This is a genomic window from Arthrobacter sulfonylureivorans (assembly GCF_022637435.1).
In the GTDB taxonomy this organism is placed as follows: Bacteria; Actinomycetota; Actinomycetes; order Actinomycetales; family Micrococcaceae; genus Crystallibacter; species Crystallibacter sulfonylureivorans.
The window spans coordinates 2,417,229-2,442,788 of the sequence record NZ_CP093326.1 but is presented as its reverse complement, the minus strand read 5'-3'; the positions used below and the strand labels follow the sequence as shown (position 1 = coordinate 2,442,788).

Annotated in this window: 19 protein-coding genes, 1 tRNA gene and 1 pseudogene; 18 read left to right on the top strand and 3 right to left on the bottom strand. The window is 66.5% G+C overall.

Translation table 11 applies throughout. The features are described from left to right. Window positions 1–88: 88 nt before the first annotated feature. Together hisG and hisF are read left to right on the top strand one after the other, a co-directional pair. Entirely contained in the window at window positions 89–934 is an 846-nt protein-coding gene (gene hisG, locus MNQ99_RS11360; protein WP_127514681.1) for an ATP phosphoribosyltransferase, read from the top strand. Between the two features lie 17 nt (window positions 935–951). Continuing rightward, the gene (gene hisF / locus MNQ99_RS11355; RefSeq protein WP_241913019.1) at window positions 952–1,722 is read left to right on the top strand and encodes an imidazole glycerol phosphate synthase subunit HisF; all 771 of its coding nucleotides are present in this window, start codon (window positions 952–954) and stop codon (window positions 1,720–1,722) included. A gap of 17 nt (window positions 1,723–1,739) precedes the next feature. Here hisF and MNQ99_RS11350 read toward each other — a convergent pair whose 3' ends face one another. After that, complete coding sequence (locus MNQ99_RS11350) at window positions 1,740–2,384, bottom strand: TIGR03085 family metal-binding protein (RefSeq protein ID WP_241915341.1); 645 nt, start codon at window positions 2,382–2,384, stop codon at window positions 1,740–1,742. A gap of 109 nt (window positions 2,385–2,493) precedes the next feature. On the opposite strand from MNQ99_RS11350, the gene hisI reads away from it, so the two are divergent. From hisI to pyk, 11 genes are all read left to right on the top strand, one after another. Continuing rightward, window positions 2,494–2,931: a phosphoribosyl-AMP cyclohydrolase gene (hisI, locus tag MNQ99_RS11345; protein WP_422387447.1), complete on the top strand. Its 438-nt coding sequence runs from the start codon at window positions 2,494–2,496 to the stop codon at window positions 2,929–2,931. Window positions 2,932–2,996: 65 nt separating this feature from the next. Beyond that, the gene (locus MNQ99_RS11340) at window positions 2,997–4,568 is read left to right on the top strand and encodes an anthranilate synthase component I (protein ID WP_241913018.1); all 1,572 of its coding nucleotides are present in this window, start codon (window positions 2,997–2,999) and stop codon (window positions 4,566–4,568) included. Next, window positions 4,565–5,209: a Trp biosynthesis-associated membrane protein gene (locus MNQ99_RS11335; RefSeq protein ID WP_241913017.1), complete on the top strand. Its 645-nt coding sequence runs from the start codon at window positions 4,565–4,567 to the stop codon at window positions 5,207–5,209. The genes MNQ99_RS11340 and MNQ99_RS11335 overlap by 4 nt, the downstream gene beginning before the upstream one ends. 119 nt (window positions 5,210–5,328) lie before the next feature. Continuing rightward, a complete protein-coding gene (locus MNQ99_RS11330) occupies window positions 5,329–5,610 on the top strand; it encodes an HGxxPAAW family protein (protein ID WP_241913016.1) in 282 nt (93 codons plus the stop codon). A gap of 2 nt (window positions 5,611–5,612) precedes the next feature. Beyond that, window positions 5,613–6,431 carry an indole-3-glycerol phosphate synthase TrpC gene (gene trpC, locus MNQ99_RS11325; protein WP_127514670.1) on the top strand — a complete coding sequence of 273 codons (819 nt, stop codon included), beginning with the start codon at window positions 5,613–5,615 and terminating at the stop codon, window positions 6,429–6,431. A 92-nt stretch (window positions 6,432–6,523) separates the two neighbouring features. Beyond that, window positions 6,524–7,852: a tryptophan synthase subunit beta gene (gene trpB, locus MNQ99_RS11320; protein WP_127514668.1), complete on the top strand. Its 1,329-nt coding sequence runs from the start codon at window positions 6,524–6,526 to the stop codon at window positions 7,850–7,852. Next, window positions 7,849–8,652: a tryptophan synthase subunit alpha gene (gene trpA / locus MNQ99_RS11315; RefSeq protein WP_127514666.1), complete on the top strand. Its 804-nt coding sequence runs from the start codon at window positions 7,849–7,851 to the stop codon at window positions 8,650–8,652. Before trpB ends, trpA begins: the two co-directional genes overlap by 4 nt. Window positions 8,653–8,749: 97 nt before the next feature. Beyond that, window positions 8,750–9,907, top strand: coding sequence for a prolipoprotein diacylglyceryl transferase (gene lgt, locus MNQ99_RS11310; RefSeq protein WP_241915339.1), 1,158 nt, complete (start codon window positions 8,750–8,752; stop codon window positions 9,905–9,907). A 520-nt stretch (window positions 9,908–10,427) separates the two neighbouring features. After that, entirely contained in the window at window positions 10,428–15,059 is a 4,632-nt protein-coding gene (gltB, locus tag MNQ99_RS11305) for a glutamate synthase large subunit (protein ID WP_241913015.1), read from the top strand. Beyond that, window positions 15,052–16,512, top strand: a complete 1,461-nt coding sequence (locus MNQ99_RS11300) for a glutamate synthase subunit beta (protein WP_241913014.1) — start codon at window positions 15,052–15,054, stop codon at window positions 16,510–16,512. The genes gltB and MNQ99_RS11300 overlap by 8 nt, the downstream gene beginning before the upstream one ends. 46 nt (window positions 16,513–16,558) lie before the next feature. Next, a complete protein-coding gene (pyk, locus tag MNQ99_RS11295) occupies window positions 16,559–18,043 on the top strand; it encodes a pyruvate kinase (protein WP_127514659.1) in 1,485 nt (494 codons plus the stop codon). Between the two features lie 186 nt (window positions 18,044–18,229). On the opposite strand, the gene MNQ99_RS11290 is transcribed toward pyk, so the two are convergent. Then, the gene (locus tag MNQ99_RS11290) at window positions 18,230–18,823 is read right to left on the bottom strand and encodes an ANTAR domain-containing response regulator (protein WP_241913013.1); all 594 of its coding nucleotides are present in this window, start codon (window positions 18,821–18,823) and stop codon (window positions 18,230–18,232) included. A 141-nt stretch (window positions 18,824–18,964) separates the two neighbouring features. On the opposite strand from MNQ99_RS11290, the gene MNQ99_RS11285 reads away from it, so the two are divergent. The 5 genes and pseudogenes from MNQ99_RS11285 to MNQ99_RS11265 all read left to right on the top strand — a co-directional run bounded on the left by MNQ99_RS11285 (window position 18,965) and on the right by MNQ99_RS11265 (window position 24,925). Next, window positions 18,965–19,045 (top strand) — tRNA-Leu (locus tag MNQ99_RS11285). 492 nt (window positions 19,046–19,537) lie between these two features. Beyond that, window positions 19,538–21,613: a chloride channel protein gene (locus MNQ99_RS11280; RefSeq protein WP_241913012.1), complete on the top strand. Its 2,076-nt coding sequence runs from the start codon at window positions 19,538–19,540 to the stop codon at window positions 21,611–21,613. 207 nt (window positions 21,614–21,820) lie between these two features. Further along, window positions 21,821–22,282, top strand: a complete 462-nt coding sequence (locus MNQ99_RS11275; protein WP_241915338.1) for a phage tail protein — start codon at window positions 21,821–21,823, stop codon at window positions 22,280–22,282. Between the two features lie 50 nt (window positions 22,283–22,332). After that, a pseudogene (locus MNQ99_RS11270) lies at window positions 22,333–22,589 on the top strand (acetyl-coenzyme A synthetase); the annotation flags it as partial. A gap of 158 nt (window positions 22,590–22,747) precedes the next feature. Next, complete coding sequence (locus MNQ99_RS11265) at window positions 22,748–24,925, top strand: elongation factor G-like protein EF-G2 (protein ID WP_241913011.1); 2,178 nt, start codon at window positions 22,748–22,750, stop codon at window positions 24,923–24,925. 17 nt (window positions 24,926–24,942) lie between these two features. On the opposite strand, the gene MNQ99_RS11260 is transcribed toward MNQ99_RS11265, so the two are convergent. Then, complete coding sequence (locus tag MNQ99_RS11260) at window positions 24,943–25,395, bottom strand: SRPBCC family protein (RefSeq protein ID WP_241913010.1); 453 nt, start codon at window positions 25,393–25,395, stop codon at window positions 24,943–24,945. Between the last annotated feature and the right edge of the window lie 165 nt (window positions 25,396–25,560).

Genomic DNA, 25,560 nt, shown 5'->3' with positions numbered 1-25,560 from the left:
CGCCCTCGTCGGCGCCCCGCCCGGACCCAGGCCGAATCCATCCTTGAAGGCCGCGCTGCGGCCGAGCCGATTCCAGAAAGACTTTCACATGATCCGTGTAGCTGTTCCCAACAAGGGATCCCTGTCCGAGGCCGCCTCCGCCATGCTGGGGGAAGCCGGTTACCGCCAGCGCCGCGACACCCGCGAACTGGTCATGACCGACCCGGACAACGATATTGAGTTCTTTTTCCTGCGTCCCCGCGACATCGCCGTGTATGTGGGGTCCGGCACCCTGGACGTCGGCATCACCGGCCGCGACCTGTTCCTGGATGCCCAGGTGGAAGCCGTGGAGCTGATGAACCTCGGGTTCGGGACCTCCACGTTCCGCTTCGCCGGCCCGGTGGGGGAGTTCTCCCGCGCCGAGCAACTGAACGGCAAGCGCCTGGCCACCAGCTACGACGGGCTGCTGCGCAGCTACCTGTCCGAGCGCGGCATCGAAGCCTCCGTGGTCCGATTGGACGGAGCGGTTGAATCCTCCGTTCGCCTGGGCGTTGCCGATGCCATTGCCGATGTTGTGGAAACCGGCAACACCCTGCGCGCCGCAGGCATGGAGATCTTCGGCGACCCCATCCTGAAATCCGAGGCCGTGCTGATTGGCCGCTCCGGCGAGAACCCTCCGCCCGGACTGGACGTGCTGATGCGCCGGCTCCGCGGCGTCATTGTGGCCCGCGAATACGTGATGATGGACTACGACATCCGCAAGGACCTGGTGGATGCCGCCGCGACGCTGACCCCCGGCCTGGAATCGCCCACGGTCTCGCCGCTGCGCGACACCGGCTGGGTGGCCGTGCGTTCCATGGTCCGCCGGACCCAGACCAACCGGATCATGGACGAGCTCTATGATCTCGGCGCCCGGGCCATTCTGGTCAGCACCATCCACGCCTGCCGCATCTGACTGCTCCGGAGTAAGCCATGACTGTTGCCATCCGCGTGATCCCCTGCCTCGACGTCGACGCCGGACGTGTGGTCAAGGGAGTTAATTTCGAAGGCCTGCGCGACGCCGGTGATCCGGTGGAGCTGGCGCACCGGTACGACCTTGCCGGCGCCGACGAGCTGACGTTCCTGGACGTCACCGCTTCCTCCGGCAACCGCGAGACGACGTTCGACGTCGTGGCCCGCACCGCCGAGGAAGTCTTCATCCCGCTGACCGTGGGCGGCGGCGTGCGGGAAGTCGCCGACGTGGACAAGCTGCTGCGGTACGGAGCCGACAAGGCCGCGATCAATACCGCCGCGGTGGCCCGGCCCGACGTGATTGACGAAATCACCCGCCATTTTGGCTCCCAGGTGCTGGTGCTCTCGCTTGATGCCCGCCGCACCGACAACCCCTCGGTAGCCTCCGGGTTCGAAGTCACCACACACGGCGGCCGCAGGGGCACCGGGATCGACGCGGTGCAGTGGGCGAAGGAAGCAGCGGAGCGCGGCGTGGGGGAGTTGCTGCTCAACTCGATCGACGCCGACGGCACCAAGGACGGGTTCGACCTGGAAATGATCCGCGCCGTCCGCGCCGCCGTGAAAGTCCCGCTGATCGCTTCGGGCGGCGCCGGCAAGCCGGAGCATTTCCCGCCAGCCGTGGCCGCCGGAGCCGACGCCGTGCTGGCCGCCTCGGTGTTCCACTTTGGCCCCGACGACGCGATTGCCCAGGTCAAGCAGGCCATCCGGGACGCGGGCTACCCGGTCCGTTGAGACTTATCCGCTGAGTCTTAGAGGCCGATTTCGGCGCTCTCCAGCAGGGCCAACGCATCGGGCTGGCCCTCAAAGGTGACCAGGGCGTGCTTGGTGCGGCCGAAGGCATGCATCAGCAGTTCGCTCGGCTCTCCGACGATGGCCACCGAAACCGGCGCGCGCTTGGCCACGTGCCGCGGTCCGTCCGGACGCACCAGCACAATGCCCAGATCCACGCCCCGGTACAACAGCGCGGCACGCTTGACCAGGTCGTCCCACAGTGCCGATGAATAATCCTCGTCCAGGGCGCGCGGCGCCCAGCGGTCGGTGGCGCGGCGCACGTCCTCGGTATGGACGAAAAATTCCACCAGATTGGCCACGTTGTCCACGGCCGGGACTTTGAGCGGCGACATGGCCGGCGGCCCGGCGCGAAAGGCTTCCACCAGTTTGGCGTAGCCAGCTGTTGCCCGGGCCTTGTCCGCCGTCTTCCTGGTGGCGTCGTCGGAAATCTTGGCGAGCGGCTTAAAGGCCAGGCCGAGTGCGGCAGCCATCCGGTGTTCACGGATATACAGGTGTGCGGCCAGTTCCGCCGTTTTCCATCCCGCGCACAGGGTGGGCGAATCCGGCCCGGCAGCCAGCAAGGTCTCGGCCAGGACTTCACGGGACGGATTTACGTAATGCATCACTTCTGAACCTAGCACGAAGCCGCCGGTTTCGGGCCGCAAATCCTGTCCCTCCAAGCCGTCCTGGCGCGGGCAGGGGCCACCGGGACTTGGCACTAGACTTGTAGGGATGTCTTCCCAGCCTGAATCCCCGAATGCTATGCCGCCCGCCGCGGGTCCGGCGGCCCTCGAACCTGCCGTCGCCCAGCGGCTTAAGCGCGACTCCGCCGGCCTGGTGGCCGCGGTGGTCCAGCAGTTCGATTCGGGCGAGGTGCTGATGCTCGGCTGGATGGACGATGAGGCTCTGCACCGCACGTTAACCAGCGGCCGTGTGACGTTCTACTCACGCTCGCGGCAGGAATACTGGCGCAAGGGTGATACTTCCGGGCACGTGCAGTTCGTGAAGTCGGTGGCCCTGGACTGCGACGGCGATGCCCTGCTGGTCCGGGTGGACCAAGTGGGGGCGGCCTGCCACACCGGCACCCGCACCTGCTTTGACGGCCGCGACCTTGGTGCGGTTGCCGGTCACCGTCCGTCATCGGACGACGGACCAGCGCTGGACAGCTAAGAAGCTGCCGGCACCTTTCCCCAACCCCAGCTTGATCAGCGACTGAAGCGAAAGACGGATAACGCATGCAGGACCTCGGAGTCATCAGCCCCAGCCTGGAGGAATTCCGCACCTTGGCGCGGGACCGACGGGTGATCCCGGTGTCCGTCAAGGTGCTCGCCGATGACCAGACCCCGATTTCGATCTACCGCAAACTTGCGGCCGAGCGGCCGGGCACCTTCCTGCTGGAATCCGCCGCCGTGGGCGGCGTCTGGTCGCGCTATTCGTTTATCGGGGCCCATTCCCGGGCGACGCTGACCACCAAGGACGGGCAGGCGCACTGGCTGGGCGAGCCGCCGGTGGGCGTGCCGCGGGATGGCAATCCGGTGGAGGCGCTTCGGGCAACGGTGGAAGCGTTGCGCACCGAACGCTTCGAAGCGCTGCCGCCGCTGACCTCCGGGCTGGTCGGCTTTGTCGGCTGGGAAGCCGTGCGCCACTGGGAGAAGCTGACCTCTCCGCCGGAGGACGATCTGAACCTGCCCGAACTGGCCATGAATCTGGTCACCGATTTGGCCGTGCATGACAACGCCGAAGGCACGGTCACGCTGATAGCGAATGCGATCAACTTCGACAACCGCGACGAGCGCGTCGACGAGGCATGGCTGGATGCGGTCAAGCGGGCCAAGCACATGCTGGCCCAGCTGGCCGAGCCGCTGGCGCAGCAGGTGTCCGTGCTGGAAGACTCCGCGCTGGCGACCGATGACCTGATGAACAGCGTCACCCACCGCTGGGCCCGCGAAAAGTATCTGGCAGCCGTGGACCGCGGCAAGGAAGCAATTGTCGACGGCGAAGTGTTTCAGGTAGTGATCTCCCGCCGGTTCGAGGCCGACTGCTCGGCCTCGGCGCTGGACGTCTACCGGGTGCTGCGTCACCTCAACCCCAGCCCCTACATGTACCTATTCAGCCTGGAAGACTCCGACGGCGTGGGCTACTCGATCGTGGGGTCCTCTCCGGAAGCGCTGGTCACCGTGACCGGCGACGAAGTCATCACGCACCCGATCGCCGGATCGCGGCCGCGCGGGCACAGCGTGGAACATGACAAGGAACTGGCCGAGGAACTGTTGGCGGATAAGAAGGAACGCGCCGAGCACCTGATGCTGGTCGACCTGGCCCGCAACGACATCTCCAAGGTCTGCGAACCCGGCAGCGTCGACGTCACGCAGTTCATGGAAGTGGAAAAATTCAGCCACATCATGCACCTGGTCTCCACCGTGGTGGGCCGGCTGTCTCCGGACAAGACCGCCTACGACGTGCTGGCCGCGACGTTCCCGGCCGGGACGCTCTCCGGCGCCCCCAAACCGCGCGCGCTGCGGCTGCTGGATGAACTGGAACCACACCGCCGCGGCATCTACGGCGGCGTGGTGGGCTACCTGGACTTTGCCGGGGACATGGACATGGCCATCGCCATCCGGTCCGCGCTGCTGCGCGGCGGCACCGCCTATGTCCAGTCCGGAGGCGGGATCGTGGCCGACTCCCAGCCGGAGGCCGAGGCGCTCGAGACCGTTAACAAGGCGGCAGCTCCGCTACGGGCGGTGACGCTGGCGGCGCGGCTGCACCAGGCCAACCCGGCGCACGTGCCGGTGAAGGGGCAGCAATGAGCGAGGACAAGACCACGCCGGCCAAGGGCCAGGAACCGGAGCGGAGGACGGGCGGCTCGCGCTGGCAGCGCAAGGGTATGGTGGTGCTCGCCGCGGTGGCGGTCGCGCTGGCTGCCTTCGGGACAACGACGCAAACGTGGCTCACCGCCCACCTCCCGGGAACCAGGGTCCAGACACCGGACGTCAGCGTGGCCGGCAGCGACGCCGCCACCGCCGTGACGGCCCTGGCCCTGGTGGCGCTGGCCTCAGCATTGGCCGCGTCCATTGCCGGCAGGATTGCGCGCATCGTGATCGCCGTGCTGCTCGCAGCGGCCGGCATCGGCATTGCCGCAGCGAGCCTGGCCGTGATCGCCAATCCCGCAGCCGCCGCCTCGGCCGCGATCGGCGAGGCAACCGGCCAGATCGGGGGAGAGGCCGACGTCGTCGTCACTGTCTTTCCCTACCTCGCGGCCGTGGCCGGGATTTTGCTGGTGGCGACGGCCATCTGGCTGGTGCTGGCCGGCCGGTCATGGGCCGCATCGAAGAAGTACGTGCCGGCTGCTGAGCGACAGGCCGACGGCATGCCCTCCGACCGGGCCGGCAGTGTCGACGAAATCGACAGCTGGGACCAGCTCAGCCGCGGCGAGGATCCGACCGACTGAACCGCCGGAACCGGCTCCGGACGGAAGGCCGGGCCGCCGGTCAGCGTGTCACACTGGCCTGCCATGCCGCCAAACAATGGCAGAATGAAGTAGCAGAACCGTTTAGAGGGAGAAACATCATGGTCAACCACGCCACCGCCACCGAAACCGCAATGAAGACGGATCCGGCAGGCAGCATCCACGACGAAGTCATCGGCCACGGCAACAGCCCCGCCGCCTGGACCTGCGTGTTCATCATGATCGCCGGCTCCATCGTGTCCGGCATCGGTTTCGCCATGGCCTCGAACGTGGTTTTCTGGGCCGGCGTGGTGGTGATGTTCCTCGGCCTGATCGCCGGCTGGATCATGAAGAAGGCCGGCTACGGCGTGGACGGCAGCAAGATCCAGGGCAGCGGACACTAAGCGTGACCGTTCTCGACGACATCATCGTTGGGGTCCGGGAAGACCTCGAATCCCGGCGCGCCCAGGTGCCGCTCGCGGAGATCAAGCGACTGGCCGCCGAAGCGCCTGCAGCGCGTGACGCCTACGCTGCCTTGGGCGGCAACGATTCCCCCCGTGCCGCACTGAAGGTGATCGCCGAGGTCAAGCGCAAGAGCCCGTCGAAGGGAGAGCTTGCCTCGATCGCCGACCCCGCCGAACTCGGCGCCGCTTACGAACGCGGCGGCGCCGCCGTCATCAGCGTCTTGACCGAGCAGCGCAGGTTCAACGGCTCGCTGGCCGACTTCGACGCCGTGCGCGCCGTGGTTGACCTACCGCTGCTGCGCAAGGACTTCAACGTTGAGGAATACCAGATCTTCGAGGCCCGCGCCCACGGTGCAGACCTGGTGCTGCTGATCGTCGCCGCCTTGGACGATACCGATCTGAAAGCCTTGCTGGCCCTCACGCACGAACTGGGCATGAACGCCTTGGTGGAGACGCACACCGCCGAGGAAATCGACCGGGCCGTGGCCGTTGGCGCACGCATCATCGGAGTCAACGTCCGCAACCTCAAGACGCTGGACGTGGACCGCTCACTGTTCGCGGAGCTTGCGGGCAGGATCCCGGCCGGCGCAGTGGTGGTGGCGGAATCGGGTGTCCGATCGGTGGCAGATGTCCGCGACTACGCAAGCCAGGGTGCCAACGCCGTCCTGGTGGGCGAAGCGCTGGTCACGATGGGTGATCCGGAAGCAACCGTTGCCGAGTTCGGCGCGGCCGGCTCCGAAGCCGTTGCCGCCCGCCGCTGAGGCAACGGCCCGTACGACATAAGAATCCTTCAGGGGCAGGCAGCGGCCATCCGTGGCTCCGCGGCCTGCCCCCAGTACTAGACAGGACCGCCATGACGCAGAGCCCCGACACCCCGGCCGAGTCCGGAAACCCACAGGAAGCAGTCGACGCTTTCCTCGCCGGAAGCAGCCTGCGCCATGCCCCCGGGCCGTACTTCGGCGCCTTCGGCGGGCGCTGGATGCCCGAATCCCTGATTGCGGCGCTGGACGAACTGGAAGACACCTTCGAAAAGGCAAAAGCCGACCCCGAGTTCATCGCCCAGGTCGCCGAGCTGAACAAGAACTACTCGGGGCGGCCCTCGCTGCTGACCGAAGCCAAGCGCTTCTCCCAGCATGCCGGCGGCGCCCGGATCTTCCTCAAGCGCGAGGACCTGAACCACACCGGCTCGCACAAGATCAACAACGTGTTGGGCCAGGCCCTGTTGGCGCAGCGCATGGGCAAGACCCGGATCATCGCGGAGACCGGGGCCGGCCAGCACGGCGTGGCCAGCGCCACCGCGGCCGCCCTGCTCGGCTTGGAGTGCGTGGTCTACATGGGTGCGGAAGACACCCGCCGGCAGGCCCTGAATGTGGCCCGGATGGAACTGCTCGGAGCTACCGTCGTTCCGGTCACCGCCGGGTCGCAGACGCTCAAGGACGCGATTAACGAAGCCCTGCGTGACTGGGTAGCCAACGTGCACAACACCCACTACCTGCTGGGCACCGCGGCCGGTGCCCATCCCTTCCCCGCGCTGGTGCGCTACTTCCATGAGGTCATCGGCGAGGAGGCCCGCGCCCAGATCCTGGATCAAACCGGACGCCTGCCGGACGCAGTCTGTGCCTGCATCGGTGGCGGCTCCAACGCCATCGGCATCTTCCATGGCTTCCTGGACGACCGCCAGGTGGCGCTGTACGGCTTCGAAGCCGGCGGCGACGGTGTGGACACCGGCCGCCATGCCGCAACCATCACGTTGGGCCGGCCCGGTGTGCTGCACGGCGCACGCTCCTACCTGATGCAGGACGAGGACGGCCAGACCATCGAGTCGCATTCAATCTCCGCCGGACTCGATTACCCAGGCGTCGGACCCGAGCACTCCTACCTGGCGGACATTGGCAGGGCCAGTTACGAACCGGTCACCGACACCGAAGCCATGGATGCCTTCCGTCTGCTGTGCCGGACCGAGGGGATCATCCCCGCGATCGAATCGTCGCATGCCCTGGCCGGTGCGCTGCGGGTGGGCAAGCGCCTGACCGAGGGCAAAGACAATCCGCAGGACGTCATCATCGTGGTGAACCTGTCGGGCCGGGGCGACAAGGACGTGGCCACCGCCGCCGAGTGGTTCGGCCTGCTGCCGCAGGAATCACCCGAGGCCGGAATCGGCTCCGAAGGAGAGCAACTGTGAACAATACCGCTACCGCCAGCAAGTCGGCGGCCGCCATCGACCGCGCCCTGGCCGCGGGCCGGACCGCCCTGGTGGGCTACCTGCCCGCAGGGTACCCGGACGTCCAGACCACCATCGATGCCGCCGTCGCGCTGGCGGAGAACGGCACCGATGTCATCGAGATCGGCATTCCGTACTCCGACCCGGTGATGGACGGTGCGGTCATCCAGGCCGCCACGGTCCAGGCGCTGAAGGACGGCTTCCGGGTCAGCCAGGTGTTCGAGATTGTCGCCGGCATCACCGCCCGCTGCGACGCCGCCGTGCTGGTGATGACGTACTGGAACCCAGTCATGCGGATGGGAGTTGACGAATTCTCCCGCCGGTTGGCAGAGGCCGGCGGCGCCGGGCTGATCACGCCGGACCTGATTCCGGACGAGGCCGCCGAATGGTTCGAGGCTTCGGACAAGTACGGGTTGGACCGGGTGTTCCTGGTTGCTCCCTCGTCCTCGCCGGAACGGATGGCCATGACGGTTAAGGCCAGCCGCGGCTTTGTCTACGCGGTGTCGATCATGGGCGTCACCGGCGCCCGCGAGAATGTCTCCAGCGCAGCCGAGCAGGTGGTCAAGGCCGCCCACGAGGCCGGCGCCGAACGGGTGTGCGTCGGCCTGGGTGTCTCCAGCGCCGAGCACGTGCGGGAGATCGGCGCTTACGCCGAGGGCGCCATCGTGGGTACGGCGCTGGTGGCCGAACTCGGCCACTCCGGTGTGCAAGCACTGGGCGCACTGGCGGCGCGGCTGAGCGAAGGCACAGCCCGCGCCTGACAGAATGACCGGTGGGTCAGCGGCTCGCCCGCGGCCACGCCCCGACCTGCAAACTTCGGCCTAGAGGACGAATCTGGTGTACAGCACGACTATTGCAATGGCCGTCCCGGCATCCATCCCCAGCCCCGGCTGGTCCGGATTCAGCATCGGCCCGCTCACGATCCACGCTTATGCGCTGTGCATCCTGCTGGGCATTGTGGCGGCGCTGTGGCTCACCAGCCGCCGCTGGAAGGCCCGCGGCGGACCCGACGAATTCATCTGGGACGCGGCCATCTGGGCCATCCCGTTCGGCATCATCGGCGGCCGCCTCTACCACGTCTTCTCTTCGCCCGATGCGTACTTTGGGCCGAACGGCGACCTGGCCCTCATTCCGCAGATCTGGCGCGGCGGGCTGGGCATTTGGGGTGCGGTGGCCTTCGGCCTGCTGGGCGCCTGGATCGCGTGCCGCAGGGCCGGGATCAAGCTGCCGGCCTTCATGGACGCGGCCGCCCCCGGCGTGCTGCTGGCCCAGGCCATCGGGCGCTGGGGCAACTGGTTCAACCAGGAGCTCTTTGGCGCGCCCACCACGCTGCCCTGGGGTCTTCAGGTCGACGCGGACAGCCCCAACTTCCCGGCCGACGCGGCGCCGGGAACCTTGTTCCACCCCACCTTCCTGTATGAGTCGCTGTGGAACCTGGCCGGCGTGGCACTGCTGCTGCTGCTGGACAAACGCTTCAAGTTCCGCCGCGGCATGCTGTTCTGGTTGTACGTCGCGTTCTACACACTCGGCCGGATCTGGATCGAAATGCTGCGCATCGACGATGCAGAGATGATCACGATCCTGGGCATCACCCAGCGCCTGAACGTCTGGACATCGCTACTGCTGCTGGTCGCCGCCGTGGTGATCTTCATCGTGCTCGCGCGGCAGCCGCGCACCGCGGAGACCGATTCGGTGTACCTGCCGGGCCGGGCACCGACTGGCGACGCGAACAGCGTGGAACCGGCTGCGGAAACGGCCGAGGTGCGCCAGGACGCTTCCACGGACGACGACGGTGTCCCTGCCTCCCGTGACGATGCTGTTCCTGCCTCGCACGGCGAGGCCGCCACTGCCTCCCCTGGCGACGCCGAGTCCTCCCCGGCAGCGGGGGAGAAGAGCGGCGAAGCGCCCGCGGCGGAACCCGGCTCGGACAGCGAGCAGCCCGCCGCCGCAGACGCCCAGGGCACCACGAATCCGTTGAGGGCCGAAGGGGCGGAGAACAAGCGGGGCCAAGACTAGCGAGCCCGTGAAGCCGCCGGAACGAATGCACCCGCGTTCGTTCCGGCGGCTTTGTGCTTTCGTCTCAACGCACTGCTCAGAATCCGCTGTTAACAATCTGGAAAACCCTCGTTAAAAATCCGGAAAAATCTGGGTTACAGGGCGCCCGTCGTGCTATCGTCGCTCTACCGTAGAACTGACAGGTTCTGCGGATCGGTCGGCCCTCATCGGCAGACCGGAACGAACAGGTGCGCACCATCCCGGACTACCGCCCGGAGGCAGAAATGCAGCGTGCCGACCACACTGACGTGGATAATCCGCCGGTCAAGGCGCACCACCAGTGCGGTCCCCGGCGGTCGTGGCTGATCGACCGCACCGTTTATCCTTGCGGCCCCATCCGAACCCTGAACATCGAATGCGCTGTTCCGGGGGAGTATGCCACGGATTCCTCAGTGCATCACGGGCCGGCTTGTCCGCAAGCTGAACCGGGCGGGGCCAGTGCCGTCCCCTTCTCACGCACATCTAGGAGAAGGAAGTTCAGATGACTCCTCCATTCAAGGGGTCGAGTACCCCACGCATCCTCGGCGGCGGACACGGGCACCAGCACAGCACAGTGCAATCGCCGTTCAGTCGTTTCGCCGCCTACCCGGAACAGACCGGGCTGTACGATCCCGCTAACGAAAAGGATGCCTGCGGCCTGGCCGTGATCGCCACCCTCAGGGGCGAACCCGGGCATGACATTGTCGATTCGGCGCTGACGGCGCTGCGCAATCTGGAACACCGAGGCGCGGTCGGCGCCGACGAAGGAACCGGTGATGGCGCCGGGCTGCTCACCCAAATCCCCGACGAATTCTTCCGGGCAGTGGTGGGCTTCGAACTGCCCGAGCCGGGCCACTACGCGGCCGGAACCGCCTTCCTGCCCAGCGACGACGCCGAAGCCGCGGTAGCGCGGGACGGCGTGGAATCCCTGGCCGCCTCCGAAGGCCTCACCGTACTTGGCTGGCGCGAAGTGCCCGTGGTCGCCGAATTGGTCGGCGCCATGGCCCGGTCCTGCATGCCCCACTTTGTCCAGGTGTTCCTGGGGCTCGACGCCGGCAATGCCGGCGGAAACGATCTGGACGCCCGCGTTTTCCGGGTGCGCAAGCGCGCCCAAAACAAGTACGGGGTGTACTTCCCGTCGCTGTCATCGAAGACCATCGTGTACAAGGGCATGCTGACCACGGCCCAGCTGGAACCCTTCTACCCGGACCTCTCCGACCCCCGGTTCAAGACCAAGCTCGGCATTGTCCACTCCCGCTTCTCCACCAACACTTTCCCCTCCTGGCCGCTGGCCCAGCCGTTCCGCACCATCGCGCACAACGGCGAGATCAACACGGTCAAGGGCAACCGCAACTGGATGCGCGCCCGGCAGTCGCAGCTGAAGAGCCCGCTGCTGGGGGATACGCCGGAAGAGCTTTTCCCCATCTGCACCCCGGGTGCTTCCGACTCCGCCTCATTCGACGAAGTCGCTGAACTGCTGATGCTCTCCGGCCGGCCGATCACGCACGCCATCATGATGATGATCCCCGAGGCGTGGGAAAACCACGCCACGATGGATCCGGAGCGGCGCGCTTTCTACCAGTACCACTCCATGCTGATGGAGCCGTGGGACGGCCCCGCGGCCGTGTCCTTCACCGATGGCAAGCTCGTCGGGGCGGTGCTGGATCGCAACGGCCTGCGCCCGGCCCGTTACTGGGTGACCGATGACGGGCTGGTCGTGCTGGCCTCAGAAGTCGGCGTCGTCAACGTTGACCCGGCCAAGGTGGTCCGGAAGGGCCGGGTCTCGCCGGGCAAGATGTTCCTGGTGGACACCGAGGCAGGACGGCTGGTCGAAGACCAGGAAGTCAAGGCCGAGGTCGCGACGGCCAACCCGTGGGGCGAATGGCTCAAGGAGAACATGATCGGGCTGGAGGACCTGCCGGAGCGCGAGCACGTCGTGCATACCACGGCATCGGTGAACCGACGCCAGCAGACGTTCGGCTACACGCACGAGGAACTGCGCATCCTGCTGGGCCCGATGGCCCGCACCGGAGCCGAACCGCTGGGCGCCATGGGCACCGATACCCCGATCGCGGTGCTATCCAAGCGGCCCCGGCTGCTGTTCGACTACTTCGTGCAGTCTTTCGCCCAGGTGACCAACCCTCCGCTGGACGCAATCCGCGAGGAACTGGTGACGTCGCTGCGTTCATCGATCGGCCCGAACGGCAACCTGCTGGCCACCGGGCAAGTACGCACCACCCAGGTGGCCTTGAAGTTCCCGGTGGTCAATAACGACGAACTGGCCAAGATCACGGCGATGGAAGACGACGAGGGGAACCGCGTCACGCTGAAGGTGCGCGGCCTCTACCGGCCCGACGGCGGCGCTTCGGAACTGGCGGCCAGGCTGCAGGAAATCTGCGAAAAGGTTTCCGGCGCCGTCAACCGCGGCGTGAAATTCATTGTGCTCTCCGACCGGGACTCGAACGCCCAGTGGGCACCCATCCCGACGCTGCTGCTGACCAGCGCAGTGCACCACCACCTGCTCAAGAGTGCCAATCGGACCAAGATCTCGCTGCTGGTGGAAGCCGGCGACGTACGCGAGGTCCACCACGTTGCCGTGCTCATCGGGTTCGGCGCCTCCGCGGTGAACCCGTATTTGGCGATGGAAAGCTGCGAGGAACTGGTGCGCAACGGCCACCTCCAAGGCGTGACCGAGGCCCAGGCCGTGCAGAACCTGATCAAGGGCCTGGGCAAGGGCGTGCTGAAGATCATGTCCAAGATGGGCATCTCCACCGTCTCCTCCTACTGCGGCGCCCAGACGTTCGAAGCGATCGGCTTGTCCCAGTCGCTGGTGGACCAGTACTTCGCCGGAACGCAGTCCCTGTTGAGCGGCGTCGGCCTGGACGTGATCGCCGCAGAAGCCGCGGCCCGCCATGCCCAGGCGTACCCGTCCGACGGCATCGAGGACCCGCACCGGACGCTGGAGGCCGGCGGCGAGTACCAGTGGCGCCGGGAAGGACCGCCGCATCTGTTCAACCCGGAGACCGTGTTCCGGCTCCAGCATTCCACCCGGGAACGCCGCTACGACGTCTTCAAGGCCTATACCCGCGGCGTTGACGACCAGGCCAAGGAACTGATGACGCTGCGCGGCCTGCTGAAGTTCTCCTCCGGCGGCCGCCCGGCGGTTCCGCTGGAGGAGGTCGAGCCGGTTTCCAGCATCGTCAAACGGTTCTCCACCGGGGCGATGAGCTACGGCTCCATCTCGCAGGAGGCGCACGAGACACTGGCCATTGCCATGAACCGGCTCGGCGCCAAGTCGAATACCGGCGAAGGCGGCGAAGATGTGGATCGGTTGCTCGACCCGGAGCGCCGGTCGGCGACCAAGCAGGTGGCCTCCGGCCGGTTCGGCGTCACCAGCCTGTATCTGACGAACGCCACGGACATCCAGATCAAGATGGCCCAAGGTGCCAAGCCCGGCGAGGGCGGCCAGTTGATGAGCCAGAAGGTCTACCCCTGGGTGGCCCGGACCCGGCACTCAACGCCCGGGGTGGGCCTCATCTCGCCGCCGCCGCACCACGACATTTACTCGATTGAGGACTTGGCGCAGCTGATCTACGACCTGAAGCGCTCGAACCCTTCGGCACGCGTGCACGTGAAGCTGGTCTCCGAAGTCGGAATCGGCACCGTGGCTGCCGGCGTGACCAAGGCGAAGGCCGACGTCGTCCTCGTATCGGGGCACGACGGCGGAACCGGTGCCAGCCCGCTGAACTCGCTCAAGCATGCCGGCGCCCCCTGGGAAGTGGGGCTGGCCGAGACCCAGCAGACGCTGATCCTCAACGGTCTGCGCGACCGGGTGGTGGTGCAGGTGGACGGCCAGCTGAAGACCGGCCGCGACGTGATGATCGCAGCCCTGCTGGGCGGCGAGGAGTTCGGCTTCGCCACCGCGCCGCTGGTGGTTTCCGGCTGCATCATGATGCGCGTCTGCCACCTGGATACCTGCCCGGTGGGTGTTGCCACGCAGAACCCCGAGCTGCGCCGGCGTTTCACCGGCAAGCCCGAGTTTGTGGTGAATTTCTTCGAGTTCATCGCGGAGGAAGTGCGCGAGCTGCTGGCGGAACTGGGCTTCCGCAGCCTGGAAGAAGCCATCGGCCATGCCGAGCTGCTGGATACCCGCGAAGCGGTCGACCATTGGAAGGCCGACGACCTTGACCTGGCGCCGATCCTGCGCGGCTACGGCTCCGACGCCGATGTACCGCTGCGGAACCTGACCACGCAGAACCATGAACTGGACAAGCATTTCGACAACCAGCTGATCGCGATGAGCGCCGACGCGCTGACCCGGCGCGAGCCGGTCCGGATCAGCCTGGAAGTCATCAACACGGACCGGTCCGTGGGCACCATGCTGGGCCACGAAGTGACCAAGCGCTTCGGCATTCAGTCGCTGGCGGACGACACCATCGACGTCACGCTGACCGGCCAGGCCGGACAGTCGCTGGGCGCCTTTTTGCCGGCCGGTATCACCCTGCGGCTGCTGGGCGACTCCAACGACTATGTGGGCAAGGGGCTCTCCGGCGGCCGGATCATTGTGCGGCCGGACCGGGCCAACGCGTTCGCGTCCGAGCAGAACGTGATTGCGGGCAACGTCATCGGATACGGCGCCACCAGCGGGGAAATGTTCCTGCGCGGCCAGGTGGGCGAGCGGTTCCTTGTGCGGAACTCGGGCGCCACCGCCGTCGTCGAGGGAATCGGCGACCACGGCTGCGAGTACATGACCGGCGGCGTGGCCCTGGTCCTGGGCCCGACCGGCCGCAACTTCGGCGCGGGCATGTCCGGCGGCGTGGCCTACGTGCTGGATTTGGATCCCGCCCGGTTGAACACGCAGGGCGTGGACAGCGGGGAGCTGCAACTGCTGCGGCCGGACGCCGTGGACCAACAGTCCGTCGCCGCGCTGCTCAAGAAGCAGGCAGAGGAGACCGGTTCCCAGATGGCTGCCCAGCTACTTGAGGACCTCGAAGACACCCTGACCCGCATCACCAAGGTGCTGCCGCGCGATTACGCGGCCGTTCTGCAAGCCCGGGCGAACGCCGAAACCGAGGGGCTGGACCCCGACGGCGACGTTGTCTGGACCCGAATCCTGGAGGTAACCGGTGGCTGATCCACGCGGATTTTTGAAAGTACGTGAACGGGAGACCCAGCCGCGCCGTCCCGTCCCCGTGCGCATCATGGACTGGAAAGAAGTCTACGAGGCGCAGGAGAAGGGCGTGCTCCGCAGCCAGGCGGGCCGCTGCATGGACTGTGGCATCCCGTTCTGCCATCAGGGCTGCCCGCTGGGCAACCTGATCCCGGAGTGGAACGATCTGACCTGGCGCGACATGGGCCAGGAAGCGATTGAACGGCTGCACGCCACCAACAACTTCCCGGAATTCACCGGCCGGCTGTGCCCGGCACCCTGCGAGGCGTCCTGCGTACTGGGTATCAACCAGCCGGCAGTGACGATCAAGCAGGTGGAAGTCTCGGTGATCGAGGAAGCCTTCGACCAGGGCTGGGTCACGCCGCATGCCCCGGAACGGTTGAGCGGCCACACCATCGCCGTCGTCGGATCCGGTCCCGCAGGGCTCGCTGTGGCGCAGCAATTGACGCGGGCCGGCCACACCGTAGCGGTCTATGAACGCGACGACAAGATCGGCGGCTTGCTGCGTTACGGCATCCCGGACTTCAAGATGGAGAAGCAATATCTGGACCGCCGGCTGGACCAGATGCGCGCCGAGGGCACACGCTTCCGTACCGGGATCGAAGCGGGCAAGGACATCAGCTGGGATCAGCTGCGCCGCCGCTACGACGCCGTGGTGATCGCCACCGGCGCCACCGTGCCGCGAGACCTGCCGTTGCCCGGCCGTGAGCTGTCGGGCGTGCACTTCGCCATGGATTACCTGGTTCAGGCCAACCGGGTGGTGGCCGGGGAATCGATCCCCGATCAGATCGACGCGCGGGGAAAGCACGTGGTGATCCTCGGCGGCGGTGACACCGGCGCCGACTGCCTGGGCACGGCGCACCGACAGCAGGCCGCCTCGGTGACCACACTGGCCATTGGCAAGCAGCCGCCGGCCGAGCGTGCCGCACATCAGCCATGGCCGACGTTCCCCACGCTGTTCGAAGTGGCCAGCGCGCATGAGGAGGGCGGCGAACGGACCTACCTTGCCTCCACCGTTGAGTACGTGGGCGAGAACGGCGTGGTCACTGCCCTGAAGGTAGCCGAAACCGAGTACGTGGACGGCGGGCGGGTGCCCAAGCCCGGCACCGAACGGGAAATCCCGGCAGACCTGGTGCTCTTGTCGCTGGGCTTCACCGGGCCGGAGCAAACCGAGCTGGGCGAGCAGGTCGACGCGGCCTTCGACCAGCGCGGAAATGTCGGCCGGGACGGCAGATACATGACCAGTGCCGAGGGCATCTTTGTAGCCGGCGACGCCGGCCGCGGACAGTCCCTGATCGTGTGGGCCATCGCCGAAGGCCGCGCCTGTGCCGCTGCCGTCGACGAATGGCTGACCGGCACCACCCGGCTGCACGCCCCGGTTGCTCCGGAAGACCGGCCGATCGCGGTGCTGCCTTAGCATGCCATTGCCTGCGCGCCCGCCGCATTCTGATTAGGGTAGGGATATGAGACGCGCAAAAATCGTTGCAACCTTCGGCCCTGCCATCGCCAGCTATGAGAGCACCCTGGCCGTCCTGAAGGCCGGGGTGGACGTGGCCCGGATGAACATGAGCCATGGCGACTATGGCGTGCATCAGCAGACCTACGACAACGTCCGCAGGGCATCGGCCGAGCTGGGCAGGCCGGTGGGGATCTTCGCGGACCTGCAGGGCCCTAAGATCCGGCTGGGCAGGTTCGTGGACGGCCCCCACCACCTGGCGGTGGGGGACCGGTTCACCATCACCACCGAGGACGTGGAAGGAACCGCCGAAATCTGCTCGACGACGCACAAGGGCTTGCCCGGCGACGTCAAGGTGGGCGACTCCTTGCTGATCGACGACGGCAAGGTGGCGCTGAAGGCGATTGAAGTGGACGACGTCAAGGTGGTCACTGAAGTGACTGTGGCGGGCGCGGTGTCCAACAACAAGGGCATCAACCTGCCCGGCGTGGCCGTCAACGTCCCTGCCTTGAGCGAGAAGGACGAGGACGATCTGCGCTGGTCCCTCAAGACCGGCGTCGACATGGTGGCGTTGTCCTTTGTGCGCAACGCCGCCGACGTCCAGCGGGTCCACGAGATCATGGACGAAGAGGGCCGGCGGGTGCCGGTGATCGCCAAGATCGAGAAGCCGCAGGCAGTGGATGCGATCGAGGAGATCATCGACGCGTTCGATGCCATCATGGTGGCCCGCGGTGATCTGGGCGTGGAGTTGCCGCTCGAGGACGTGCCGCTGGTGCAGAAGCGCGCGATTGAACTTGCCCGCCGCTGGGCCAAGCCGGTGATTGTTGCCACCCAGGTGCTCGAATCGATGATCGACAACCCCCGGCCCACGCGGGCGGAAGCCTCGGACTGCGCCAACGCCGTACTCGACGGGGCCGACGCCGTCATGCTCTCCGGCGAAACCAGCGTGGGCAAGTACCCGCTGGAAACGGTCCAGACCATGGCGCGGATTATCGAGTCCACCGAGCAGCACGGCCTGGACCGCGTGCCGCCGCTGGGCAGCCAGCCAAAGACCCGCGGCGGCGCCATCACCCGGGCGGCCGTGCAGATTGCCGACCAGCTGGATGCCAAGTACATCTGTACCTTCACCCAGTCCGGCGACTCGGCGCGGCGGTTGAGCCGGCTGCGTCCCGGCCGGCCGGTGTACGCCTTCACCCCGCTGCAATCCACGCTGAACGTGCTCTCGCTGACGTGGGGGATCCAGCCGCTCGTCGTCGAATTCGTGGAGCACACCGATCAAATGACCGCCCAAGTGGACAGGATCCTGTACGAACGCGGCCTAGTGGAGATCGACGATCTGGTGGTCATCGCCGCCGGTTCGCCTCCCGGCAAGGCCGGCTCCACCAACTCGCTCAAGGTCCACCGGGTGGGAGACCTGGCCGATGCCGGCGAAGTGCTCAACGGACACTCGCACCCGCGCCCCGAAAAGGTCGGACCGTGGCCGGTCTCCTAGCTGCTCCATAGAGAAACGGGCTCCGGAAGATTTCCGGAGCCCGCCCGTTCACATCGGTGGTCAACCATGGCCGCCCGTTCACATCGGTGGTCGACCAAGGCCGCTCGTTCACATCGGTGGTCGACCAAGGCCGCCCGTTCACATCGGTGGTCGACCAAGGCCGCTCGCGGCCGCGTGGAGACCCGGCTAGTTCACCTGGTTGATAATCGTCTCGGCGACTTCGCGCATGCTCAGGCGGCGGTCCATCGACGTCTTCTGGATCCACCGGAACGCCTCCGGCTCGGTCAGACCCATCTTGGTGATCAGCAGGCTCTTAGCGCGTTCTACCAGCTTCCGAGTCTCGAACTGTTCCTGCAGGTCGGACACCTCGGATTCCAGCGCCGTGATTTCCTCGTGCCGGGACAGCGCGATCTCGATGGCCGGAATCAGATCAGCCGGCGTGAAGGGCTTCACCACGTAGGCCATGGCACCGGCGTCGCGGGCACGCTCCACCAGTTCCTTCTGGCTGAACGCGGTCAGCAGCACCACCGGGGCAATACGGGCCTTGACGATCTGCTCCGCGGCCGTGATCCCGTCCATCACCGGCATCTTCACATCCATCAGGACCAAGTCCGGCTTCAGCTCCTGGGCCAGTTCAACGGCCTTTTCGCCATTGTCGGCTTCGGCAACGACGTCGTAACCCTCACCGCGGAGGATCTCGACGATGTCCAAGCGGATCAGTGTCTCGTCCTCCGCTACGACGACGCGGCGAGCGGGGGCAGACTCGGTTTGTTCAGGCACTGGCGCTCCTAGACTGTTTCGTTGCCATTCACCATGGCGTCGGTTCCGTGAAATAGCCTATCTGCATGTAGAGTAGATTCGCGCACCAAGCAGCATGACGGTTTTCACAGTGTGGACGATCGACTTTTGCATCCGGTGCATGCCCGAGTGGCGGAACGGCAGACGCACCGCACTCAAAATGCGGCGGGGAAACTCGTGTGGGTTCGAATCCCACCTCGGGCACGTATTGTCTTTGTCTGGGCCCCATGGGGCCCATTTTTGTTGGCGGCCGCGGCTGTTGCCGCCCGGCCCTTCCACAGCTCCAAAAGCTTCGCCAGCGGCGGCCAAGAACGACACACCCGTGCTGGATCAGCTCGCCCGGCCACGTCGCCGCCAATCGACCTCGACGCGGCAGTGCATGAGTTCATTCAGTTCGACGTCCGCGCAGGCCGCCGGTGATTTTCCCTTCGATTTCACCCGCTTCGGGTGAAGGCAGCCACAAACCGGAACCGCTAGCTTGGCGAACAGGCCGACTGACCAGCCTCACTCGCGCGTGAGATCTGACTAACGGCTCCTGCCCTCTAGCGGACGGCCAGCGGAAGAAGAAGTGATGCTCAACTGTTCCCGGGGGCACACGGAAACCGTTCCCTCAGTCGTCTGCGCCCATTCGGCCCGAACCGGAGGGAGGACGCTCGGGGTGACCCGGATCGTCACTGGCGTGCCAGGGTGTCGGGCGTGAGCGAGCCAGCCGCGTCGCCGTCCGGTCTGGACCCGATGGTCGTGATTCGGTCCAGGCCGTACATTGCTGCGCTCGTGCTGGCGGCGGTCTTGGGTGTTCCCATCTCGGTCCTTGCGTACGGTTTTCTCGCTTTGGTCGCCGCAGTCCAGCAGTTCGTCTTCGTCGGGCTGCCAAATCAAGTCTTCGGGGGTCCGGCTCCCGCGTGGTGGCCGGTTCCGTGGTTGGTGCTGTGTGGGCTGTTGACCGCGTTGACCATCCGGTATCTGCCGGGAACCGGGGGCCACTCACCTGCCTTCGGATTTAAGACGGGCGGGAGCCCGCCCAGCGGGCGTGAGCTCGTGGGCATCGTCCTCGCGGCGCTGACCACGCTCAGCCTGGGCGCGGTGCTCGGGCCCGAGGGGCCGCTGATCGCGATAGGTGGTGGCCTCGGGGCGTTGGCGGTGCACCTGGTGAAGAAGGACGCCCCTCCGATGGCACTGACGATCATGGCGTCGGCTGGCAGTTTCGCGGCGATCAGTACCCTGCTCGGGTCTCCCGTGCTCGGCGCATTCCTGATCATGGAGGCCGCAGGGATCGGGGGAATGACGCTGAGCCTGATGGCCCTGCCCGGCCTGCTCGCATCCGGCGTCGGGGCACTGGTGTTCGTCGGCCTGGACGGCTGGACCGGGTTGGGCAGCTTCTCGCTGGCGCTGCCCGTGGTGCCGCCTGCGGTGCCGCCGACAGTGGCCACGTTGGGCTGGGCGGTGGTCATGGGCGCCGCCGGCGCGCTGTTGGGATGGCTGATCCGATGGGTCGGGCTGTCGCTTCGTCCTCTCGTGCACCTAAACCGGGTGTTGGTGACGTCTGCGCTCGGCTTGCTGATCGGACTGACCGCGATGGCGTACCAGTTGATCTCCGGGCAAAGCTTCACGCAGGTGCTGTTCTCCGGGCAGGACGCGCTTCCGGAACTGGTCGAACACGCCGCGGGCTACTCGCTTGCTGTGCTGGTCCTGCTGGTCGTTTGTAAGGCTTTGGTCTACGGGCTCTCGCTGAGTGCATTTCGTGGTGGGCCCGTGTTCCCTTCAATGTTCATCGGTGCGGCACTTGGTATTGCTGCGAGTGGGTTGCCCGGAATGAATCTCGCGGCAGGGATCGGCATGGGTATGGGAGCCATGTGCGCAGCCATGCTGCGGCTGCCATTGACGGCGACGCTGCTGGCCACGCTACTCCTGGGAGTGGACGGGGTGGCCGTAACACCCCAGGTGGTGGTTGCGGTGGCGGTGGCCTTCGTGATCACCAATGTGCTCCCGGTCCCGGCGCCGGGCTCGACGACGTCCGTTGTGCCTGGCGACGTAGGCAGCGTCCAACATCGGGATCCCTCGAGGGCCGACCATCCAACTGACAGCTCGAAGGCTGACCATTCGGCCCGGCGGGGCCGGTGGATCGCCTGGTTGTTCATCATCGGCTCAAGCCTGTTCGCCTTGGGGGCGGTGCCGTCATACGCCGAGGCCGTGGGCTTGCGCATGGGTGCAGCCACGTTTTTTGTCGGTTCGCTGTTCTTCACCAGCGCGGCGTTCCTGCAGTACCGCGAAGCCGTTGACGGGCTCCCGGCCCTGGATGCCGCGCGGCATTCGTTGTGGGTTTGGGCGCCGCGGAATCTCGGCTGGCTCGCTGGCGCGGTTCAACTCGCCGGCACGTTGTGGTTCAACTGGAGTACGGCAAACGCAATGTGGGTCAATCTCGGTGCGGAGCTGACCGACCAACGGGTGTGGCGACCCGACGCCTTGGGTTCAGCCGCCTTCCTCGTTGCAAGCGGCGTGGCGTTGCGGGATGCCGGTCGCGGCGCCCTTTCCGGCGGTCACAGGACTCGCGCATGGAAGATCGGGGTGATCAACATGGCCGGCTCTGTTGCGTTCGGCATCTCGGCGGCCGCGGCCTACGTCATACCGTCGAGCGGCGATATCTGGAACGCCCAGCTGTCCAATCTCGGCACACTCGTGGGAGCCCTCTGCTTCCTTACCGGCGCGATTTTGCTGCTGAACCCTGAATCCACCGACGCCTCGGTCCCGGCGGCCCGGAGAACTCCTCCGTAGCCGCGCTTCAACATCTGAAGGAGAAGATGATGTCAGCAAATTCCCAGCCGACGAACACCATCGTCGCCGGGCCCGGCCATTGACCAGTGCCACGGTGACGCACCCGCTCCGACTGCGTTTCCTTTGATGGTCTACGGTTTGGGCCGTTGTACCGTGGATCAACCGCAAGAACGCTCGTTGGTCCAAGACATCTCTTCAGGGGGAGCCATGCCGCATGTTGTCGACTTTAAGAACGTTTCTACTGTGGGGCTGGAATCGTCTCCGGTCGCCGAGGCACTTGCAGGGTTGCGTGCCAACGAGGCCCGCTACTACGGCAACAAGTACGACCATGTTTTCACGGTCAGCCCGGCAAACGAGGCTCCGGAGGTGATCGACCGGGTCAGCCGCATCCTCAAGGAAGAGCGCGACATCGTCATCGGCTCGCGCGTGCTCGAAGCAACTGGCTTCGAAGTCGACGGACTGCGGATGGATTACGTGTTCTACGAGTCGGGGCTCTCGATCAACGTCATGTACAGCATCGAGGACGGCGGGAAGCGAGCCGTCGGATTCAAACTGGCGGAAGGCATGGAAATTCCAGAGGAGCTCTCAGGGTTCAAGTTCGCCCGACAGAAATCAAAGCTGGCAGGCGTTATCCGCGGCTGCTACTTCGTGATCAAGGGCGAATACTGATCAGCTGACGTTCCGCACCACGTGCCTTGGCGTGCACCGGTGGCGCCGACTTGTGCGCCCATCCAAAGGTCGCCGAAGCCGCGGTTGTCGGCGCCCTGGACGAGACCACCGGGCAGGCCATCGCGCGGCCGCGGCAGATCATGTGGTGGCCGAGCTGCCTAAAACCCGTTCCGGCAAGATCATGCGCCGGCTCCTCAAGGACGTGGCGCAGGACAGGCCGATCGGAGATGTCACCACCCTGGCGGACTCGTCCGTCATGGAGCTGATCGAGGCTGGCATGCCGGGCGGCGCCGGTGGGCTGCTCTAGCCGGCGGCAGCGAAAAGCCTCGGCGCTGGCACCCGGCGCCCACTTGTTTGCACAGCGAAGCGGTCCAACCCTTGCCGCTGAACCCCTTCGTGGTGTCGAATCAGTTACAGCACGCGAGTGTGCAGGGACGAGGATGCCTACGACGCCAGGAGGCGCTCATGTCGGGGAAATCCGCCAACGGTTTGGCAAAGGGATCGGCGCGGAGCACCGATCTGCGGCGCGCGGAGGGTTCTGCCTCGGCCACGGTCTCCCGGCCCGAGCAAATCCGCAACGTGGTGTTGGTAGGGCACTCCGGGTCCGGCAAAACAATGCTCGCCGAGGCCATGCTCGTGGCAACGGCCGCCACCAACCGGATGGGCTCGATTCTGGAGGGCACCACCGTCAGCGATTCGGATCCGTCAGAGATCCACCAGCAGCGTTCCGTGGTGCTGTCCGTTCTCCCTTTTATGTACGACGACGTCAAGATCAACCTCCTCGACACCCCAGGCTACTCGGACTTCACGGGTGAACTGCGGGCCGGTCTCCGCGCCGCTGACGGCGCGCTGTTCGTGGTGTCCGCCGTCGATCGCATCGATGCGGCGACCGTCGCGCTGTGGGAAGAATGCTCCGCCGTCGGGATGCCGAGGGCTGTGACGATCAGCCGACTGGACCACCCACGTGCCAACTTCGAAGCGGCGCTGGCCGACTGCCGCCGCGCGTTCGGCGAGTCGGTGCAACCGCTGTACCTGCCGGTGCGGAGCGGGGCTGCGGTTTCCGGGCTGCATGGGCTGCTTTCCGGAACCGTGTCGGAGTACCCGGAAGGGGAACGTCAACCGGTCTTCCGCCCCGCAGACGCTGGGGAGTTGGCGGCTGCCGAGGAGGCCCGCAGCGCGCTGATCGAAGGCATCATCGCGGAGAGCGAAGACGAGTCCCTGATGGACCGCTATCTCGGCGGCGAGGACATTGGGCTTGATGTTCTCTTGTCCGACGTGGAGACTGCCGTCGCCCGAGGCTCGTTCTACCCGGTGCTGGCCACCTCATCGGAAACGGGACTGGGCGTTGCCGAATTGCTGGAGATGCTCCGGCGGGCCTTCCCATCCCCGCTGGAACGTCCCGCGCCGCCAGTGACGGGCCTTTACGGTTCGCCAAGCACCCCGCTGCGCTGTGATCCGGACGGACCGCTCGCCGGCGAAATCGTACGCACCAGCACAGATCCATTCCTGGGCCGGGTATCCCTAGTGCGGGTGTTCTCCGGAACCCTGCGGGATGATTCGGCCATCCACGTCTCCGGGCATGGGCTCGCCGACCGCGGCCATGCCGACCATGACAGTGACGAGAGGGTCACCCATCTGCACGCCCCGGCCGCCGCGACCTTGCGGGCGGTGTCCTGCTGCGTCGCCGGAGACATCTGCGCGTTGACGAAGATCGGCACCGCCGAGACCGGGGACACCGTGTCCGGGAGAGATCACCCGATGCTGATCCAGCCGTGGGCGATGCCGGAGCCGCTGTTGCCCGTGGCGGTCGAGGCTGCCACACGCAACGATGAAGCCGCGTTGGCAAAGAGCCTGGCCAAGGTGTCCGCGGGTGATCCGACGCTGCGGGTGGAGCGCCACGCGGAGACGCACCAGCTCATCCTGTGGTGCATGGGCGAATCCCACGCCGAGGTGGTGCTCGACCGGCTGCGCGGACAGGGCGTGAAGGTGCAGACGGTAGACGTGGTCACGCCGCTGCGGGAAACGTTCGCGGCGGCGGCCCCCGGGCACGGACGCTACGTCAAGCAATCCGGCGGGCACGGCCAGTTCGCCATCTGCGACATCGAGGTCGAACCGCTCCGCCAGGGTGGCGGGTTCGAGTTCGTGAACAAGATCGTCGGGGGAGTGATCCCCGGCCAGTACATCGCAGCGGTAGAAAAAGGTGTGCGGTCGCAGATGGAAAAGGGTGTCTGGGCAGGGTTCCCCGTGGTCGACATCCGCGTGACGCTGGTGGGTGGCAAGACCCACAGCGTCGATTCCTCCGACGCTGCCTTCCAGTCTGCCGGGGCCCTGGCTTTGCGCGAGGCCGCTGCTGCGGCGCGCATCCAGTTGCTCGAGCCGGTTTCCGCCGTGACCATCACGGTTCCCGACGACTATGTGGGGACGGTCATGAGCGACCTGTCCGCGCGGCGCGGCCGGTTGACCGGATCGGACTCAGCGGACGGGGAGGGCACCGAAATCAGCGCCGAGGTTCCCGAGCAGGAGTTGCTGCGCTACGCCATCGAGCTTCGGGCGCTGACCGGCGGCACCGGACGTTTCCGGCGCGACTACCTGCGCCACGACCCGGTGCCCTCAAGTGCCACGGGCGAGAAGTCGCAACGGTAGGGCGCAGCCGGAAGGGATTACGCGCCGGAGCGGACGGCCTGCGCGAGCTTCCCGAGGGCGTCCGTCCAGCCGGCCCGATGCAGGGCGATCCGTTCGTCGGTTGCGAATTCGCCCTGGGCGAGTCTGATCCACGTGTGGCCGCCCCGGGGGTCAAGGGAAAGCGTGACGATCGTTTCTCGGTCGTCGGGCGCTGGTTCCTCCCACCGGAAGGTGTAGACGAGGCGGCGCGGCGGATCGATCTCGAGGAACTCACCGGCGAGGTGGAACGGCTCGCCGTCGGGCGGCTGCATGGTCAGGCGGTAGCTGCCGCCTGGTCGTGGGTCGAGCGTGGCCTCGGGCGTGGTGAAGCCCTCGGGTCCCCACCATTTCGCCAGCTCGGCCGGTTCCGTCAGCATGCGGAAGACCCGCTCGCATGGTGCTTCCAGCATGGTTTCCAACTCCAGCGTGTGTCCGCTGCTTCGCTCGGTCATCGGAACCTTCCTCAGGGACACGCTGCGCCAAGGGACCGAAGGCATCGCGCCCTCTGCCTGCCCAGCGTAGTCCCCGGACTAGGCCCCGGCTAGGAGACCTGCTTCGGCCGTGCGCTCGCCGAGCGTGCGGGGAAGACCATCCGGATTGGCGTTCCGCCGCTGGCA

Bases quoted from the DNA above. Each gene is read 5' to 3' on its own strand.
- hisG (WP_127514681.1), top strand. From the start codon at position 89: ATGATCCGTGTAGCTGTTCCCAACAAGGGATCCCTGTCCGAGGCCGCC.
- hisF (WP_241913019.1), top strand. From the start codon at position 952: ATGACTGTTGCCATCCGCGTGATCCCCTGCCTCGACGTCGACGCCGGA.
- MNQ99_RS11350 (WP_241915341.1), bottom strand. From the start codon at position 2,384: ATGCATTACGTAAATCCGTCCCGTGAAGTCCTGGCCGAGACCTTGCTG.
- hisI (WP_422387447.1), top strand. From the start codon at position 2,494: ATGTCTTCCCAGCCTGAATCCCCGAATGCTATGCCGCCCGCCGCGGGT.
- MNQ99_RS11340 (WP_241913018.1), top strand. From the start codon at position 2,997: ATGCAGGACCTCGGAGTCATCAGCCCCAGCCTGGAGGAATTCCGCACC.
- MNQ99_RS11335 (WP_241913017.1), top strand. From the start codon at position 4,565: ATGAGCGAGGACAAGACCACGCCGGCCAAGGGCCAGGAACCGGAGCGG.
- MNQ99_RS11330 (WP_241913016.1), top strand. From the start codon at position 5,329: ATGGTCAACCACGCCACCGCCACCGAAACCGCAATGAAGACGGATCCG.
- trpB (WP_127514668.1), top strand. From the start codon at position 6,524: ATGACGCAGAGCCCCGACACCCCGGCCGAGTCCGGAAACCCACAGGAA.
- lgt (WP_241915339.1), top strand. From the start codon at position 8,750: ATGGCCGTCCCGGCATCCATCCCCAGCCCCGGCTGGTCCGGATTCAGC.
- gltB (WP_241913015.1), top strand. From the start codon at position 10,428: ATGACTCCTCCATTCAAGGGGTCGAGTACCCCACGCATCCTCGGCGGC.
- pyk (WP_127514659.1), top strand. From the start codon at position 16,559: ATGAGACGCGCAAAAATCGTTGCAACCTTCGGCCCTGCCATCGCCAGC.
- MNQ99_RS11275 (WP_241915338.1), top strand. From the start codon at position 21,821: ATGCCGCATGTTGTCGACTTTAAGAACGTTTCTACTGTGGGGCTGGAA.
- MNQ99_RS11265 (WP_241913011.1), top strand. From the start codon at position 22,748: ATGTCGGGGAAATCCGCCAACGGTTTGGCAAAGGGATCGGCGCGGAGC.
- MNQ99_RS11260 (WP_241913010.1), bottom strand. From the start codon at position 25,395: ATGACCGAGCGAAGCAGCGGACACACGCTGGAGTTGGAAACCATGCTG.